The following is a 14,177-nucleotide window of genomic DNA, read 5'->3' on the forward strand; positions in this document are numbered from 1 at the left end:
GGGGGGCGGGCATCCGCACAGGCCCGCCCCTCCTGTCTGTAGCCGGATTGTACTGAGGACAGCGGACTGATGCCCGGAACCCTGACCCGTGTTGCCCGTACCCTGATCGCGCTCGCTGCGCTGGCCGGTCTGCTTGCCCCGGCAGACGTTGGGGCGCAGGAGAGGGCGATTTTACGCGTCGCCGCCCGACCTATCACCGGCGCGACGGCGGGAATCCCCTTGCCAGACCCGCAGGCGCTGCCCGCCGGTCCTTCCGCCGCCCGCGATCTGGTGGAGAATCTGTTCGTCGGCCTGTTCCGCTACGATGCGGCAACCCGCCAGGCGGCGCCCGTCCTGGCCCGCAACTGGTCGGTCAGCGCCGACGGCCTGACCTGGACCTTCAGCCTGCGGGAGGACATCCCCTGGGTGAGCTTCAACGCGCCGGAGGGGGCGATCCAGGCCCTGCGGCCGGTAGTCGCCGACGATGTCGTTGCCGCGCTGCGCCGCGCCTGCCACCCCCTCAAGCCCAAACCGGCCAGCACAGCCATCTTCATCATTCGCGGTTGCTATGCCGCCCTGCAGGCTAACCCGTTGCTCACCACCGATGAGCAGATCGCCGCCCTGATCGGCGCGGAAGCGCCCGACCCGACCACACTGGTGTTGCACCTGACCTTCCCGGCGGCGTACCTGCCCGGCCTGCTGGCCGCACCGGAGTTCCGCCCCATCCCCCGCGAATTTGCCGCTTTTACCGCCGCCTGGCCGATGCAGGCCAGCAATGGCCCCTATGTCCTGACCGGCTGGACAGCCGGAGAGCGCCTGATCCTGGAGCGCAATCCCTTCTGGCCGGACCCCCTGCCGGGCAACATCGACCGGGTGGAGATCACCTACGGCGACGATCCGGGCGAGGTCTTTGCTGCTGGCGAGGCCGACTTCGTCCGGCTGGGGGCGGAAACCGCGCCCGGCGCGTCCGCGCTGCGGGGCGACCGGGTGACCGTGCTGGGCTTTTCCACCGAGCGGACTTTTGTTAATGCGGCGGGTGTCCGCCAGGCGCTATCGTGGAGCATCGACCGCGCCGCGCTGGTCGCCGACGATTCTGGCCACCTAGCGGTGACAACATTCACCCATCCGGGCAGCATCGCCGGGCCGGAGGAAGCGGCGGCTGTCGGCTACGCGCCGGAGGCGGCCCGCGCGGCGCTGGCGGCAGCCGGTTATCCCGGCTGCAACCATGTGCCGGAAGTGCTCAAGCTGGGCGTGCCGCCCGGCCAGGAGCCGCTGGCGGCGCAGATCATCGGTATGTGGTCGAGCGTGCTGGGCTGCCAGCCGGGCCTGTTCGAGGTGGTGCGGGTGCGCGCGGCCACGCTGCGCAACATTGGCCGTGACCTGATCGATGAAGAAGCCAGCGACCGGATTCACCTGTGGCTGACCGACTATACGCCTGAGCATCTGGATGCACACGGTGGCGCGGCGGATGCCTTCCATTGCACCTTCGGTTACTTCCACAGCGGCCTGCCGTGCGGCGCGGTGGACGCGCTGATCGACTGGGCGGCGACCAGCGTCATCGATCCTGCTGAGCGCGCCGATGTCTACACCCGGATTGAGGCCCGATTGTTTGGCCCAGCAGGGACGATCCCGGTGGTTCCGCTGTATGCCAACGCGGAATACATGGGTGTGGCTGCCGGGCTGACCGGTGTGGGCGATTATGGTCCGGCCTGGTGGGGCGCGTGGATCAAGTCCTGATGCAACTACCGCCCTGGCTCTGCGTACAGGGGATCAGAGTCTTGCCACCTGAGGCGAAAGGAGCCAAACCATGCGCGGATTCATCCTGCGCCTGATCATCAACGGGATTGCCATCGCGGTTGTCGCCGCGTTATTGCCGGGCATCACAGTGGTCAACGACGATCTGGGCACACTGGCGGTGCTGGCGCTGATCATCGCCCTGGTCAACGCGCTGGTGAAGCCGGTGATCATATTCCTCGGCTGCCCGTTCATCATCCTGTCGCTGGGCCTGCTGATCCCGATCATCAACGGCTTGCTGTTGTTACTCACTGCTGCCCTGTCTGGGGGCCGCCTGATCGTGGATGGCCTGGGCTGGGCCATTCTGGGTGGCCTGATTATGGGCATTGTCAGCATGGTGCTGGAAGGCGCCCTGGGTGTGAAAGAGGACAGGCGTGAGGAGCAGCGGCAGCGTCGCTAGGCCGCTGCTGACTCCCGCCCTGGACGAATCGCTGAAGCGCAGGTTTGACCACAAGAACGCCGGGGGTGGCGACCTCCGGCGTTCTTGTGCCTGTGGTCAAGCGGCCATCGCCGCGGGCCAGGGTGCGTTTACAGCATCGCCTGTAGGGTAGCGCGGCGATCCGCCAGCGCCTCGTCAGTCAGCAACGGGGTGCATTCGTCCACCGTGCGCTGCCCCTGGATCAGCGCTACCGCGAAGGCCATACAGGTCGGCTCCCCACAGGCTTTGCAGTTCGTTTGTGGCAGCAGCGACCAGACATCCATCATGCGCGGGGCGCGGCGGGCCGCCCTGGCCGGGGCCAGCGCGTCACGCTCGGCCCAGGTGGCGTTGATCGCCTCCACCAGCGCCCCCAGCAGCGCCAGCCCTTCTTCAACATTCGCCACCTGGGTGAAGTACACCCGGTCAGGGTAGAGTGTCAGGAAACCGCGCTGGCGGCGAAAGGTCAACGCGCCCTGGTGTGGGTTGTAGGTGATCACGTCCGGCAGTGTTGCCAGGTACGGCAGCACGTCATCCAGCAGCCGGGACGGTTGCCCGATCACGATGATCCGGCCCGGTTCCGCCAGGCAGGGCAGCGTCCGGATCAGCGCGATCGATTCCAGGTACGGGCTATCATCTGGCGGCGCCATGTCCTGTCTCCTGACTCGGCCAGATACCTGCAGGCGCTCACACCCCTGCTAGAGTGATGGGCTGGCCCCTGTCGGTTCCGCCGGGAGGGTGGGGTCGCCAGCAAACAGCCGCCGGCCCAGCCACAGAGCCACGTAGACCAGCCCGATCAGCACCGGGACTTCGATCAGCGGGCCAACGACAGTCGCCAGCGCCTGGCCGGAAGCGATGCCGAATGCGCCGACAGCTACCGCGATTGCCAGCTCAAAGTTGTTGCTGGCTGCCGTAAAAGAGAGCGTGGCTGAGGCATCATAAGGGAAGCCCAGTCGCCTAGCCATGAAGAAGCTCACGGCGAACATGATGACAAAATAGGCCAGCAGAGGCAGGGCGATCCGCAGCACATCACCGGGCAGGGCCAGGATCTTCTCGCCCTGCATGCTGAACATGACCACGACGGTGAACAGCAGGCCGATGATCGCCGTCCGCCCCAGGCGCGGCGCGAAATCCGTATCGTACCATTCTTTGCCTCTACGGCTGATGAGGACAAAGCGGGTGATCACCCCCGCCGCCAGCGGGATACCCAGGAAGATCAGCACGCTTTTGGCGATGTCCCACATCGTCACGCCAACGTTGGCCGTGTCCGCGCCAAACCAGCCAGGCACGATCGTCAGGTAGAAGTAGGCCAGCGGGCTATACATGATGATCTGGAACACGGAATTCAGCGCGACCAACACGGCACAATCCTCGCTGTTCCCTCCAGCAAGCATGTTCCAGATGAGCACCATAGCAATACAGCGAGCCAGCCCGACAATGATCAGGCCGGTGCGGTATTCGGGCATATCCGACAGGAAGAGCCAGGCCAGGCCGGTCATCAGCGCCGGGCCAATCAGCCAATTCTGCAGGATGGAGACGCCAAAGAGTCGGCCCTGATTCCGGATCTTGCCTAGTTCCTCATATTTGACCTTCGCCAGCACGGGGTACATCATCCACAGCAGGCCGATGGCAATGGGAAAAGAAACGGTGTCGATGCGCAGAGCGTCAAATGCCGTCTGGATGCCGGGAAAGGCAGCGCCCAGTAGCACGCCGGCGGCCATTGCCAGGAAGATCCACAGCGGTAAGAACCGGTCCAGTAGCGAAAGTCGCTGAAATACACCGGTTACCTGTCTGCGGGACACATAGGTTGTTTCTGTCATGGATTTGCTGCTCCTTTCGAACATTTCTCCGGTCAGATAGAGTTACCTCAACAGAGCCATTAAAGGCACCTGGCAGGGCAGCCAACGCGCAGGGATGCGCCAGACACCAGGAAAGCAGACATCGCAGAACAGGTGTCTAACGGCCTGGCGTGGGCAACCAGCTGCTCTGGCTGAACATCCTACCGCAAATACGGCTCCCGTCTGAAGAGATCACCCTGCATCCTGGCTGTACCCGCCCCGGGCACCTGAATAAGCACCTTTCAGCCGCCTTCGAGCAGGTTGCGCACCTGGCCTTTCAGATGCGCCTTCAGAAAGGCCAGCGCACTTTCCGCATCCTCATCGAGCAGGATACGGTATAGCTCGATGATCTCCTCATGATCCAGGATCAGCGTGACCGCTTTTTTCATCGTTGGCTCCGTCTGGCTGTCTATCTTATCGCTTCCAGTCATTAGCTTTGCCTGTCATTATAATGAGGCTAGCGCCGCCCCGAACAGGTATCCGGCAATTGTGCTGAACAGGGCGACGAGACTCACAGCGGTCCCGGTTCTGGCTCTGTTGCGTATTCGCCGGGATGTGCCCGTAGCCTATCTTTGCTCTGGCGGGCGACTTTCTTCTCGCGGATCAGTTGCTGAATTATAGCCCCGTGAGGGGAATTCGATCGCTTCGCGTGGGCAGATCGTTGCGCAGGTTGAGCAGCCAACCATGCAGCGATCTGTGCCCTGCTGGGAATCCACCCACTGCACAGCACCTTCTCGTTGAGCGCCAACCCAGGCAACCGCAACAGGTCGTGGTCGGTTAGCCCGAAGGTCGGTTACCCTGATCACTTCATACACTACCGGCGGCCCCATCGTCTCCTCCAACACGACGCGTGTTTCTGCTTCCAGCTATCGTCAGGTGGGGCAGCCAGAACCAGGAATTTTGACGGTTAACACAAGCCGTTTCCTTCGTTTGCCGCTACGGATTGGATGTCACAGGTATCCTAGGAGCTTCAGCAGGATCTGGGCCGCCAGCAGCCACATCAGTAGCCCGAGGCCAGCCTTGATCATTGACGATTTGAATCTCATGCTGAACCTTGCCCCGAGGTTACCGCCAATGAGAACGGCAGCGCCAGTCACCATCATCAGTTGAAAATCGAGACTGTGAGACGCCGCATGGCCTATGATTCCGGCAAGCGCGGAGAACGAGATGATCAAATGTGACGATCCTGCCGCAAACTTGGTCGGATATTTGCAGACATAAACCATGAAAGGAACAATGAGTATCCCGCCGCCTACACCGAGCAGCCCGGCGATGATTCCCACAGCGAAACTGAATAACACGATGAGGGTGTACATGGCTGCGGATAGTCTTGTTGGAGGGTTTTGCTCAACTGTTCCTTTCTCCCAATAGGAGTAGAACATCCTCGCTCCCAAACCAACCAGGAAGAACACAAACAACCATAGCAAGAGGGTGGAATCGACAAATTTGGACAGGTATCCTCCCAGAAACGCGCCAAGGATGATACCAGGTACGAACGCGAAGGACGCTTTATAGTCAATCATCCTGTTACGGAAAAAGACATAGCCGGCAGACACTGACGTGATGAGATTCAGTACGAGGGATGTAGAAGTGGCCAGCAATGTCGCGTAACCGAGCAAGATGAGCATCGGGGAGTACACCGATCCGCCACCCTGGCCAAACATGGAGAATACAAAAGCTATCACAAAGGCAAGGATGACAGCAGCCAGAAGTGTGCTACTGAGTTCCATCTTTGTCCTCTCAGTTAGCCTTCCGAAGGCTTCTGGCCTTCGGAAGGCCGTTGAATTCACCGCTCAACCAAGACAGTCTTTTCATAGCCGGAGCAGGGAATACACACCGGTTGGCCGTCTTGCATCCGCACGTAGCGATCAAAGACATACTCGCCGCACACACTGCACCTGGTCTTGTTGAACGACCCTTTGACCGGCGTATACGTGAAATCGGGCCTGGCTTCTACTTTGAAGAGCGCTTCATCAGGCTGGTCGTACACCCACTGGATCACCTCGCGGCGCACGTCCAGCGGAATGTGAGACGGCTCGATACCCTTCTTGCGATAGGCAAAAAACTCGAACTTACCCATCGCGTCGATGAAATCGGGCAGCAGCGAATAGCGCACTGCGCCTTTCTGTGGATGGTAGAACGTGGCCGCCAGTTTGCCGTAGAAAGTCTTGGCGACCATTACTTTGCCATAGGTTGCACCGGTCGCGATCTGAATCCCATCTATCATGCAGGTCTGTGGGTGGCCTTCGCCCAGTTCGGGGAAGACAAAGAAACCGTGATCGGGTTCTTTCTCAGCGCCCAGATACTCAAGCGCCAGTTTGCCCATGCGGTAGCCTATGGGCATGAAGGGACATTCATGCCCATGAAATTCAAAGGCCCATTCGGGAGGAATGAACTGCGTCGTCATATGTTTCTCCTTTTGCGCTACAAGGCGGCCAGCGCCGCCCCAAACAGGTACCCGGCCAACGTACTGAACACGGCCACCAGTGACACGTATACTGCTGTCTTCCTGCGGCCCAGGATACGCCCGGTCACCAGGATGCTCTGCAGGCTCAGTTCTGGGTCGGCCAGCAGGTAGGCCAGCAGCGGCCCGCGATGCATCCCCAGGTCCAGGAACATGCGGGCGATCGGCACCTCGACCAGCGTCGGGAAGTACATAAAGACACCGAACAGCACCGCCAGCAGGTTAGCCGGGAGCGTATTCTGCCCGGCCAGCGCCCGGATCCAGTCCTCCGGGATGATCGCCCGCGCCATCCCGGCCAGGAAGACGCCCGCCAGCAGCAGGGGGAAGATCTGCTTGACAAAGCGCCAGGTCTCCCACAACCAGTGGGCCAGCTCGTCTTCGGTGAGCTTGCGAGTTGCCACGTAACCGATTGCGCCGATCAGCAGCAACTCAGCTACAAAACGCCCGGTGATGTGGATGACCAGACTGCCTTTTTCAGTGGTCGGGGCGGCCAGCAGCACGGTCAGGCCGACCAGCACCAGTGCGCCCCATGTCCAGCTGCTGACCGCGCTCAGGACATTGTTGAAGCCCTTCCAGGCCAGCGGGGCGATGAGCACCAGCATGAGGATCAGGACGGCTCCCTGCACGGTCAGGTTGAGCGCGTCCAGCGTGCTCCCTACGCCGGCGGGCAGCTCTAGCGGCAGGGTCACGCTGAAGAGCGTCCCGGTCAGTAGATCGATCTGGAGCGTTCCGGCGATCAGGACGGCGATCAGCAACCCGAACAGCGCCCACAGCGCTGGGCGGAGTGCCGCCTGTCCCTCAAACATGGTGGCGTTTTGAACAGCTGTCTGCTCTCCCCGGAAGATAGCAGCCATGATCAGGCCGATCACGATGCCGAAGGCAATGGACAGCACGATCCGGGCCAGGGCGATATCCAGCCCGATCGCCGCGCCGGTGTAGCTGATCGCCAGGATGTTGACCGCCGGGCCGACAAACAGGAAGGTGATGGCCGGGCCGAGGCCCGCGCCACGCTTCCAGATGCCGGCGAACAGCGGCAGGATGGTGCAGGAGCACACCGCCAGCAGAAAGCCGCCGATCGCCGACGCCGGGTAGCTGATCCATTTGGGCGTCTTTGGCCCCAGGTAGCGGGTGACAACCTCCGGCGGCATCAGACCACCAAGATAACCAGCGATAAAGAAGGCCGGTAGCAGGCAAAGCAACACATGCGCAGCCAGGTAATCCAGCAAGCCTGTCCATCCGGCCTGGAGTAGTTGCAGAATCAGATCGCCGATTGGCATACCTTCCTCCGTGGGGGGTGTTTGTCGCAGCAGTATTTGCTGGAGAGCAGCAAGGCATTCAAGTTTTTGAATGATTCCTTGCCATCAAAACGCCTCGCCGGGGCGAGGCAGATTCGTCCTATCCGGCTTCCAGGGCGTCGGCCAGCCAGGTCATGATCTCGTCGGTTGAGGGGATGCGTCCCTGGGCTACAACCTTCTCGTTGATCACCAGGCCTGGTGTACGCAGGATGTAGCTGCTGATCTCCATCGGGTTCTTGACCTTGATCAGTTCGTAGCCACCTTCCGGCTGGAGCATGGCCAGCGCTTCGCGCGTGCGCTCCTCAACCTTCTGGCAGTTGGGGCAACCGGGGCCGAGCACTTTGATGGTGAGCATGAATATCCTCCTCCTTGATTGGATGCACAGTGGCGAATAGGTTTGCCGCGGTGCAACGCGGGCAGGAGCACTCCTCCAGCGCGGGGTTCTCCGCCGGGGCCGGGCCGAACAGGTCGTCCAGCAGCCGCAGGGTTCGTTCCTCCGTGATCCAGTAGAAGACCTGGCGGCCTTCCTTGCGGGAGTCAATCAAACCGGCCTCGCGCAGGATCATCAGTTGCTGGGAGATATAAGCCTGCCGCTTGCCCAGTGCGGCTTCCATGTGGCAGACACAAACCTCGCCCGCCCGCAGCAGGCTCAGGATTTGCAGGCGGACGGGATGAGCTAAGGCTTTGAACAGCGCAGCGCAGGTGTCGAAGTCAGGCATGGTAACACACCTATTCAATATTCTGAATGTGAATCTATCGCTCCCCCGCTGCCAGGGCAATAGCCGGATGTCACCTCAATGGCATGATCTCCGGCCTACCCGGTGATCAACAGGATAAAGGCTAAAGGTTAGCCTCTGGTTTTCATCATGTGTTCATTTTTTGACCAGCTATATCCGCTATAATCCGGTGTGATCAGGCTGAAGAAAGACATTACCACCATGAGGTCCCCTTTTCTTTCCACCCTGCTGAACCGTCTGTGGGCAGTTCTGGGCGGGGTGAGCATTCGGATCAAGGTGTTGGGAATCGTGCTGGGCACGGTGACGCTGCTGGGGGTGTTCGTTACCCTTCAGATGCGGGAAGTGCTGGTCGACACCCTCCAGCAGCAACTGGAGAACCAGGGCATAGCCCTGATCGAGCGCCTGGCGGAGCGCAGCGCCGACTTTGTGGCGGCGGGAGATACTCACGGGTTGGAACTCTTCCTGAAGCAGGAAGAGATTCATTACTCTACTGATGCCCACAATACCCATGTGGCGTATATCGTCGTCGTGGATCGGCGCGGAGAATTGCTCGCCAGCACCTTCTCCGGCGATCTGCCGCCGTGGCTGGCAACCCATCTTGGCCCGGCTGCCGATGATGCTCACCGCCATACCACCATGACGCTGGCGGCGGGTGCGTCCGGCCCAGTCCTGGATGTGAGCAATACCTTGCCGGAGGGCGGACTGACAGTACACCTAGGCCTGGCCCAGGAACAGCTGCTGACGACTGTCAGCACGGTCACCTGGCAACTGGTGCTCACGACGCTGATCATGGTGGCGGTCGGGCTGGTGGCAGCGACCTTTCTGACCTGGGTGCTGACGCGGCCCATTCTGGAACTGGTGGCCGCGGCGCATGATGTGGAGCATGGCAATTTTGCCCGGCGGGTGGAACGCTGGGCCGCCGACGAGATCGGTGACCTGGCCGACGCCTTCAACAGCATGACGGAGGCCCTGGCGGTGGCTGACCGTGAGCGGGCCGAACGGGAGCGGCTGCGGGCGCGCTACATCAGCGGTGTCATTGTGGCTCAGGAGGCCGAACGCAGACGCATTGCTCGCGAGCTGCATGACAGTACCAGTCAGTCCCTCACCTCGATCCTGATCGGGCTGCGCAACCTGGAAGAAACCCCGCACGGCATATTGCTCAAACCACGCCTGGACGAACTGCGCCAGATTGTGGATGCCACCCTGGCCGAAGTGCATGCCATCGCCTGGCAGCTACGCCCGGCAGTGCTGGACGACCTGGGTTTGCTGGCGGCTCTGGAGCGTCTGGCGGAAGACTACCAGCGCCGTTACGGTATCCCGGTCGACCTGGTGGCCAAAGGTCTGGATCGGCGGCTGCCGGTGGAGATGGAAACGGCCCTTTACCGGATTGTGCAAGAAGGGCTGACGAACATCGTCCGCCACGCGCAAGCCACGGTAGCCAGCGTCCTGATCGACCGTCAAAACGATGTCTTGAAGATCGTGATTGAGGATGATGGGCGCGGTTTTGACCCGGCGGTGGTCAACATCAGCGGTGGGGAGAGTCTGGGCTTGCAGGGCATCCGTGAGCGTGCCTGGTTGTTCGGGGGCAGCCTGACCATTGAATCGCAGCCAGGCCAGGGGACAAGCCTGTTTGTTCGTCTACCGCTGCCGGGTCATGAGCGGTACGCTGCCCATCCTTTGGAGGAGCCTGATGCCTGATCCCAAGCGTATCCTGCTGGCCGATGACCATGCCATCCTGCGGGCTGGACTGCGTTTGCTCATTGATCGTCAGCCGGACCTGACCGTGGTCGGCGAGGCAAGCGATGGGCAGGAAGCTGTACGCGCGGCGCTGGCGCTCCGCCCCGATCTGATCCTGCTCGACCTGAATATGCCGGGGTTGGATGGACTGGCCGCGCTCCCGCGGCTGCGGGAGCAGTTGCCGCAAAGCCGTATCCTGATCCTGACCATGCATGACGACGCCAGCTACCTGCAAAAAGCCTTGCTACTGGGCGCGGCGGGCTATGTGCTCAAGAAGGCGGCGGATGCCGAGCTGCTGTTGGCCATCCGGGCCGTGCTGCGTGGGGAAACCTACGTCCATTCCGCCATGACCCAGAAGCTGCTCCAGAACGTCCTGCCGGGCGTAGGTGATAGCAAGCCTTCCTCCTCGGCGAACCCCTGGCAGGAGCTTTCCGAGCGCGAATACGAAGTGCTGCGTCGCGTGGCGCTTGGCTACACCAACGCCGAGATCGCCGAGGAGATGTACATCAGCGTCAAAACGGTGGAAACGTACCGGGCACGGGGGATGGAAAAGCTGGGGCTGCAAACGCGGGCGCAGCTCGTGCGCTCCGCGCTGGAGCACGGTGTGCTGGACTGAGCAGGACGGCTGTCAGGGTTTCCCCGGCGTAAATCCAGGGCAATCCCTGACAGCCAGCGGGCCGGGAGCGGGTTTTCCCCGCTACAAAACGCTCTTGTCAGGGGCTACCATCGGGTCATATGTGAGGGTAGCAGCGACGAGAGGATAACATCATGGCCAACCTGCTCAAGCGTCATCAGGACCGGGTGATCGAGGACCCGGCGTTTGTCAGGACACTGTTCAACGATGTGCGTTTTTCCGTGTTGTGGCTTGTCCTGCGCATCTGGCTGGGCTACCAGTGGATTGAGGCCGCCAGCCACAAGATCGGCAATCCTGCCTGGGTAGTCACCGGCGATGCGCTCAAGGGTTACTGGAGCAATGCCATTGCTATCCCAGAAACAGGCCGCCCACCCATCGCCTTCGACTGGTACCGGGGCTTCATTCAGAGCCTGTTGGATGCCCAGGCATATACCTGGTTTGCCAAGCTGGTCGCTTACGGTGAGCTGCTGGTCGGCATTGCACTGATTGTTGGTGCATTTGTAGGGATTGCCGCCTTCTTCGGCGCGGTCATGAACTGGAACTTCATGATGGCCGGCAGCGCCAGCACCAACCCGGTACTCTTCATCACCGCCCTGGTGCTCATCTTTGCCTGGAAGACCGCCGGTTACCTGGGGCTTGACTACTTCCTGTTGAACTGGCTGGGCACGCCCTGGGGACGCCGCCGCGCGGCCAGAACAGAAGCGCTCCGAAAAGAGCCAGCTTCCGCCGCCGGCGACTGATCGTCATGACCGGGAATCTTCGGGGCCGCACCTATCGTGCGGCCCCGCTTTTTGCCTGGGCAGGCTCCCGGCGCTCGATCTGCCGCCGCGCCCGGCGTACAATCGGTGGCATGTGCCGGCGCTTTGTGCCCATCAGGAGGCAACACCTGCCATGACCACACCGCCAACCCCCCGCCGCAGCCGCCCGCAGATCGAAAAAAGCTACGGCATCCCGGAAGAAGAAGAGGGGATGCTCCCCTGGGAATTCGTCGACACGCAGATGGCTGCCGCCCGCAACTACTGGCTGGCGACCGTCCGCCCGGACGGCCGCCCGCACGCCATGCCGGTCTGGGGTATCTGGCTGGATGGCGCGTTCTACTGTAGCGGCGGCCCGACCACACGCTGGAACCGCAACCTGGCCGTCAACCCCAATCTGGTTGTGCACCTGGAAAGTGGCGATAACGTCGTGATCCTGGACGGGCAGGCGGAACGAGTCACCGATCCAGCGCTGGTAGCCCGCATCGACGCGGCTTACCTGGCCAAGTACGATACGCCGCATGGCGAGCCGATGTGGGTGCTGCGGCCCCGCGTGGCCTTTGCCTGGACGGACTACCCCACCACGGTGACCCGCTTCCAGTTTGATTAAGCGCTGTTTGTGGGCGCCAGGGAAAAAGATCAGAGGGCACGGCGGGCTAACCGCAGGCGATCGGCCCTGTGCCCTCTGAAGTTTTCAGGGGTGGCCTAGAACTCTTGCCGCTCAAAGCGCCAGAGCGTCACGCTGATGAAGATGGCGATCCAGACCATCGTCGCGGCGACTGGCAGCAGGGAGGAGACGGGGTCGCCGCGCGCGATCAGCAGCGCCAGGCCGGGGTCGTCCGCTCCGCCAGGCACGGTCAGGCCGTAAGGCGTGATCTGGCGCAGGCCAGGGGCGATGCCTAGCAGGATCTGATAGCCAAAGACCAGCAGCAACGGGATGGCGATCACCGGCCCCCGGTTGTCAAAGAGCACACCCAGCATCAGCGTCAGGGCCAGGTAGAACAGCAGGTGCAGCCCCAGTACCCCCAGGGCCAGCAGGAACGGCCCCGGCGCGACATCGCTCCCGGCCAGCCGCAACTGGACAAAAGCGACCGCCCCCTGCAACAGGATCATGATCGCCAGGGCGCCGATGCTGTTGGCGACCAGCTTGGCGATGATCACCGCCGGGCGGGCGACCGGTTTGGAGAGCACCCAGGCCAGCGTACCGGATTTCTTCTCGTCCATGATGGAATCCTGCATGATGATCGCGATGCCAATGGCGGTGGCCATCGCGCTGACCATCAGGAAGACCTCCAGCCCATCAACGACGGCCTGCTGACCGGTGAGTTCCTCGGCGGCCCGACCAGCCTCCACCGCCTGGCGCGACTGCGCGGGAGCCATCCACAGGATGATCGCCAGCAGACCGTTGCAGATCGCCAGCCAGATGATGGCCTGAACCAGCCAGGCCCTGGTGCCCCACCATTCGCCGTTTTCCTTGCGCAACAGGTTAGCCAGCCCCACCCGCCAGCCATGCTCGTTGAGGCGTTGCAGTTTGCTCTCGCTGACCATCAGGCTTCCCCTCCTTCGGTCATCCGGAGGAAGATATCCTCCAGTTCATAGCGGCGGCGGCCAAATTCGGTCACAGTCACGCTCTCGTCGGCCAGCACCAGCCGCAGCAGCTGCGCCTCGGCGGCGGACTCGTCGCTCACGCTGACCTGCCAGTGGGTCAGCCCGTTAGCGGCGGTGGTGGCGCTCACGCCTTTCACCCAGGGTTGAGCGTTCACAGCGGGCAGGATACGCCCCGCATCGCCGCGCAGGGTCAGGGCATACACGGTACCCTCGCTGCCGGCCAGCAACTGCTCGATTGGCGCCTGGGCGATCAGCTGTCCCTTGTTCAGGATGGCCACCGTATCGCTGACCTTCTGCACATCATCCAGGATGTGGGTGGAGTAGAAGATCGTGGTGTACTTGCGCAGGCGCTCCATCACCTCCAGCACATCGCGGCGACCGCCGGGGTCAAGGGATGCTGCTGGCTCGTCCAGGATCAGCAGGTCAGGGTAGTTGATCTGAGCCTGGGCGATGCCCAGCCGCTGCCGTTCCCCGCCGGAAAAGCCGCGTACGGGGCGGTTGGCCTTGTCCTCCAGGCCGACCAGCCGCAACGTATCCTCGATGCGCGCCTCAATGGCCTCCGCCGGGCCGCTGTAGAAGAAGCGGGCGGTGAAGCGCAGCGTTTCGCGGGCGGTCATGTGATCGTAAAAGCGCGGGTCCTGAGCCAGATAGCCGACGTGCTTGCGGATTTCGGCGTTGTCATGCAGGATGTCGTGGCCCAGGATCGTGCCGCCGCCGCCGGTAGGGCGAGCCAGGCCAAGCAGCAGTTTCATCGTGGTGGTCTTTCCCGCGCCGTTGGGGCCGAGAAAACCAAAGATCGAGTTGCGGCGCACCTTGAGGTCCAGCGCCCTGAGCGCCTGTACATTGCCGTATGTTTTGCTCAGACCGTGCGTTTCGATGACGTACGTGTCCGGCTGGTTCATCGATTCCCCCTTCTCCAGT

Annotated in this window: 16 protein-coding genes; 6 read left to right on the plus strand and 10 right to left on the minus strand. The window is 62.2% G+C overall.

Annotated features, from left to right (window positions below):
* The first annotated feature begins 69 nt into the window (after nt 1-69).
* Together HPY64_11930 and HPY64_11935 are read left to right on the plus strand one after the other, a co-directional pair.
* A complete protein-coding gene (locus tag HPY64_11930; GenBank protein ID NPV67848.1) occupies nt 70-1,716 on the plus strand; it encodes a hypothetical protein in 1,647 nt (548 codons plus the stop codon).
* A 70-nt stretch (nt 1,717-1,786) separates the two neighbouring features.
* Nucleotides 1,787-2,173: a phage holin family protein gene (locus HPY64_11935; GenBank protein NPV67849.1), complete on the plus strand. Its 387-nt coding sequence runs from the start codon at nt 1,787-1,789 to the stop codon at nt 2,171-2,173.
* A 128-nt stretch (nt 2,174-2,301) separates the two neighbouring features.
* Here HPY64_11935 and HPY64_11940 read toward each other — a convergent pair whose 3' ends face one another.
* The 8 genes from HPY64_11940 to HPY64_11975 all read right to left on the minus strand — a co-directional run bounded on the left by HPY64_11940 (nt 2,302) and on the right by HPY64_11975 (nt 8,504).
* Nucleotides 2,302-2,838, minus strand: coding sequence for a hypothetical protein (locus HPY64_11940; GenBank protein ID NPV67850.1), 537 nt, complete (start codon nt 2,836-2,838; stop codon nt 2,302-2,304).
* Between the two features lie 48 nt (nt 2,839-2,886).
* Nucleotides 2,887-4,008, minus strand: coding sequence for an ACR3 family arsenite efflux transporter (gene arsB / locus HPY64_11945; GenBank protein NPV67851.1), 1,122 nt, complete (start codon nt 4,006-4,008; stop codon nt 2,887-2,889).
* A 260-nt stretch (nt 4,009-4,268) separates the two neighbouring features.
* Nucleotides 4,269-4,415 (minus strand): hypothetical protein, encoded by a 147-nt coding sequence (locus tag HPY64_11950; GenBank protein ID NPV67852.1) that lies wholly within the window; start codon nt 4,413-4,415, stop codon nt 4,269-4,271.
* A 561-nt stretch (nt 4,416-4,976) separates the two neighbouring features.
* Nucleotides 4,977-5,756 (minus strand): sulfite exporter TauE/SafE family protein, encoded by a 780-nt coding sequence (locus HPY64_11955; protein NPV67853.1) that lies wholly within the window; start codon nt 5,754-5,756, stop codon nt 4,977-4,979.
* 56 nt (nt 5,757-5,812) lie between these two features.
* Nucleotides 5,813-6,433 (minus strand): formylmethanofuran dehydrogenase, encoded by a 621-nt coding sequence (locus tag HPY64_11960; GenBank protein NPV67854.1) that lies wholly within the window; start codon nt 6,431-6,433, stop codon nt 5,813-5,815.
* Between the two features lie 17 nt (nt 6,434-6,450).
* Nucleotides 6,451-7,767: a permease gene (locus HPY64_11965; protein NPV67855.1), complete on the minus strand. Its 1,317-nt coding sequence runs from the start codon at nt 7,765-7,767 to the stop codon at nt 6,451-6,453.
* Nucleotides 7,768-7,885: 118 nt separating this feature from the next.
* Nucleotides 7,886-8,140: a thioredoxin family protein gene (locus tag HPY64_11970; protein ID NPV67856.1), complete on the minus strand. Its 255-nt coding sequence runs from the start codon at nt 8,138-8,140 to the stop codon at nt 7,886-7,888.
* Nucleotides 8,088-8,504 (minus strand): winged helix-turn-helix transcriptional regulator, encoded by a 417-nt coding sequence (locus HPY64_11975; protein NPV67857.1) that lies wholly within the window; start codon nt 8,502-8,504, stop codon nt 8,088-8,090. The genes HPY64_11970 and HPY64_11975 overlap by 53 nt, the downstream gene beginning before the upstream one ends.
* Nucleotides 8,505-8,723: 219 nt before the next feature.
* On the opposite strand from HPY64_11975, the gene HPY64_11980 reads away from it, so the two are divergent.
* The 4 genes from HPY64_11980 (at nt 8,724) to HPY64_11995 (ending at nt 12,258) form a co-directional block, all read left to right on the plus strand.
* Nucleotides 8,724-10,220 carry a HAMP domain-containing protein gene (locus tag HPY64_11980; GenBank protein ID NPV67858.1) on the plus strand — a complete coding sequence of 499 codons (1,497 nt, stop codon included), beginning with the start codon at nt 8,724-8,726 and terminating at the stop codon, nt 10,218-10,220.
* On the plus strand, nt 10,213-10,875 hold the full coding sequence (locus HPY64_11985) for a response regulator transcription factor (protein NPV67859.1): 663 nt from the start codon (nt 10,213-10,215) through the stop codon (nt 10,873-10,875). The genes HPY64_11980 and HPY64_11985 overlap by 8 nt, the downstream gene beginning before the upstream one ends.
* Nucleotides 10,876-11,027: 152 nt before the next feature.
* A complete protein-coding gene (locus HPY64_11990) occupies nt 11,028-11,633 on the plus strand; it encodes a DoxX family protein (GenBank protein NPV67860.1) in 606 nt (201 codons plus the stop codon).
* A 151-nt stretch (nt 11,634-11,784) separates the two neighbouring features.
* Nucleotides 11,785-12,258: a pyridoxamine 5'-phosphate oxidase gene (locus HPY64_11995; GenBank protein NPV67861.1), complete on the plus strand. Its 474-nt coding sequence runs from the start codon at nt 11,785-11,787 to the stop codon at nt 12,256-12,258.
* Between the two features lie 95 nt (nt 12,259-12,353).
* Here HPY64_11995 and HPY64_12000 read toward each other — a convergent pair whose 3' ends face one another.
* Together HPY64_12000 and HPY64_12005 are read right to left on the minus strand one after the other, a co-directional pair.
* Entirely contained in the window at nt 12,354-13,196 is an 843-nt protein-coding gene (locus HPY64_12000) for an ABC transporter permease subunit (protein ID NPV67862.1), read from the minus strand.
* A complete protein-coding gene (locus HPY64_12005; protein ID NPV67863.1) occupies nt 13,196-14,158 on the minus strand; it encodes an ABC transporter ATP-binding protein in 963 nt (320 codons plus the stop codon). The genes HPY64_12000 and HPY64_12005 overlap by 1 nt, the downstream gene beginning before the upstream one ends.
* Nucleotides 14,159-14,177 lie beyond the last annotated feature (19 nt).

The sequence above is a fragment of the Anaerolineae bacterium genome (genome assembly GCA_013178165.1).
In the GTDB taxonomy this organism is placed as follows: Bacteria; Chloroflexota; Anaerolineae; order Aggregatilineales; family Ch27; genus Ch27.

Coding starts and splice junctions, on each gene's coding strand:
- HPY64_11970 (NPV67856.1), bottom strand. CDS start 8,140: ATGCTCACCATCAAAGTGCTCGGCCCCGGTTGCCCCAACTGCCAGAAG.
- HPY64_12005 (NPV67863.1), bottom strand. CDS start 14,158: ATGAACCAGCCGGACACGTACGTCATCGAAACGCACGGTCTGAGCAAA.
- HPY64_11975 (NPV67857.1), bottom strand. CDS start 8,504: ATGCCTGACTTCGACACCTGCGCTGCGCTGTTCAAAGCCTTAGCTCAT.
- HPY64_11980 (NPV67858.1), top strand. CDS start 8,724: ATGAGGTCCCCTTTTCTTTCCACCCTGCTGAACCGTCTGTGGGCAGTT.
- HPY64_11940 (NPV67850.1), bottom strand. CDS start 2,838: ATGGCGCCGCCAGATGATAGCCCGTACCTGGAATCGATCGCGCTGATC.
- HPY64_11995 (NPV67861.1), top strand. CDS start 11,785: ATGACCACACCGCCAACCCCCCGCCGCAGCCGCCCGCAGATCGAAAAA.
- HPY64_12000 (NPV67862.1), bottom strand. CDS start 13,196: ATGGTCAGCGAGAGCAAACTGCAACGCCTCAACGAGCATGGCTGGCGG.
- HPY64_11985 (NPV67859.1), top strand. CDS start 10,213: ATGCCTGATCCCAAGCGTATCCTGCTGGCCGATGACCATGCCATCCTG.
- HPY64_11960 (NPV67854.1), bottom strand. CDS start 6,433: ATGACGACGCAGTTCATTCCTCCCGAATGGGCCTTTGAATTTCATGGG.
- HPY64_11965 (NPV67855.1), bottom strand. CDS start 7,767: ATGCCAATCGGCGATCTGATTCTGCAACTACTCCAGGCCGGATGGACA.
- HPY64_11950 (NPV67852.1), bottom strand. CDS start 4,415: ATGAAAAAAGCGGTCACGCTGATCCTGGATCATGAGGAGATCATCGAG.
- HPY64_11935 (NPV67849.1), top strand. CDS start 1,787: ATGCGCGGATTCATCCTGCGCCTGATCATCAACGGGATTGCCATCGCG.
- HPY64_11955 (NPV67853.1), bottom strand. CDS start 5,756: ATGGAACTCAGTAGCACACTTCTGGCTGCTGTCATCCTTGCCTTTGTG.
- HPY64_11930 (NPV67848.1), top strand. CDS start 70: ATGCCCGGAACCCTGACCCGTGTTGCCCGTACCCTGATCGCGCTCGCT.
- HPY64_11990 (NPV67860.1), top strand. CDS start 11,028: ATGGCCAACCTGCTCAAGCGTCATCAGGACCGGGTGATCGAGGACCCG.
- arsB (NPV67851.1), bottom strand. CDS start 4,008: ATGACAGAAACAACCTATGTGTCCCGCAGACAGGTAACCGGTGTATTT.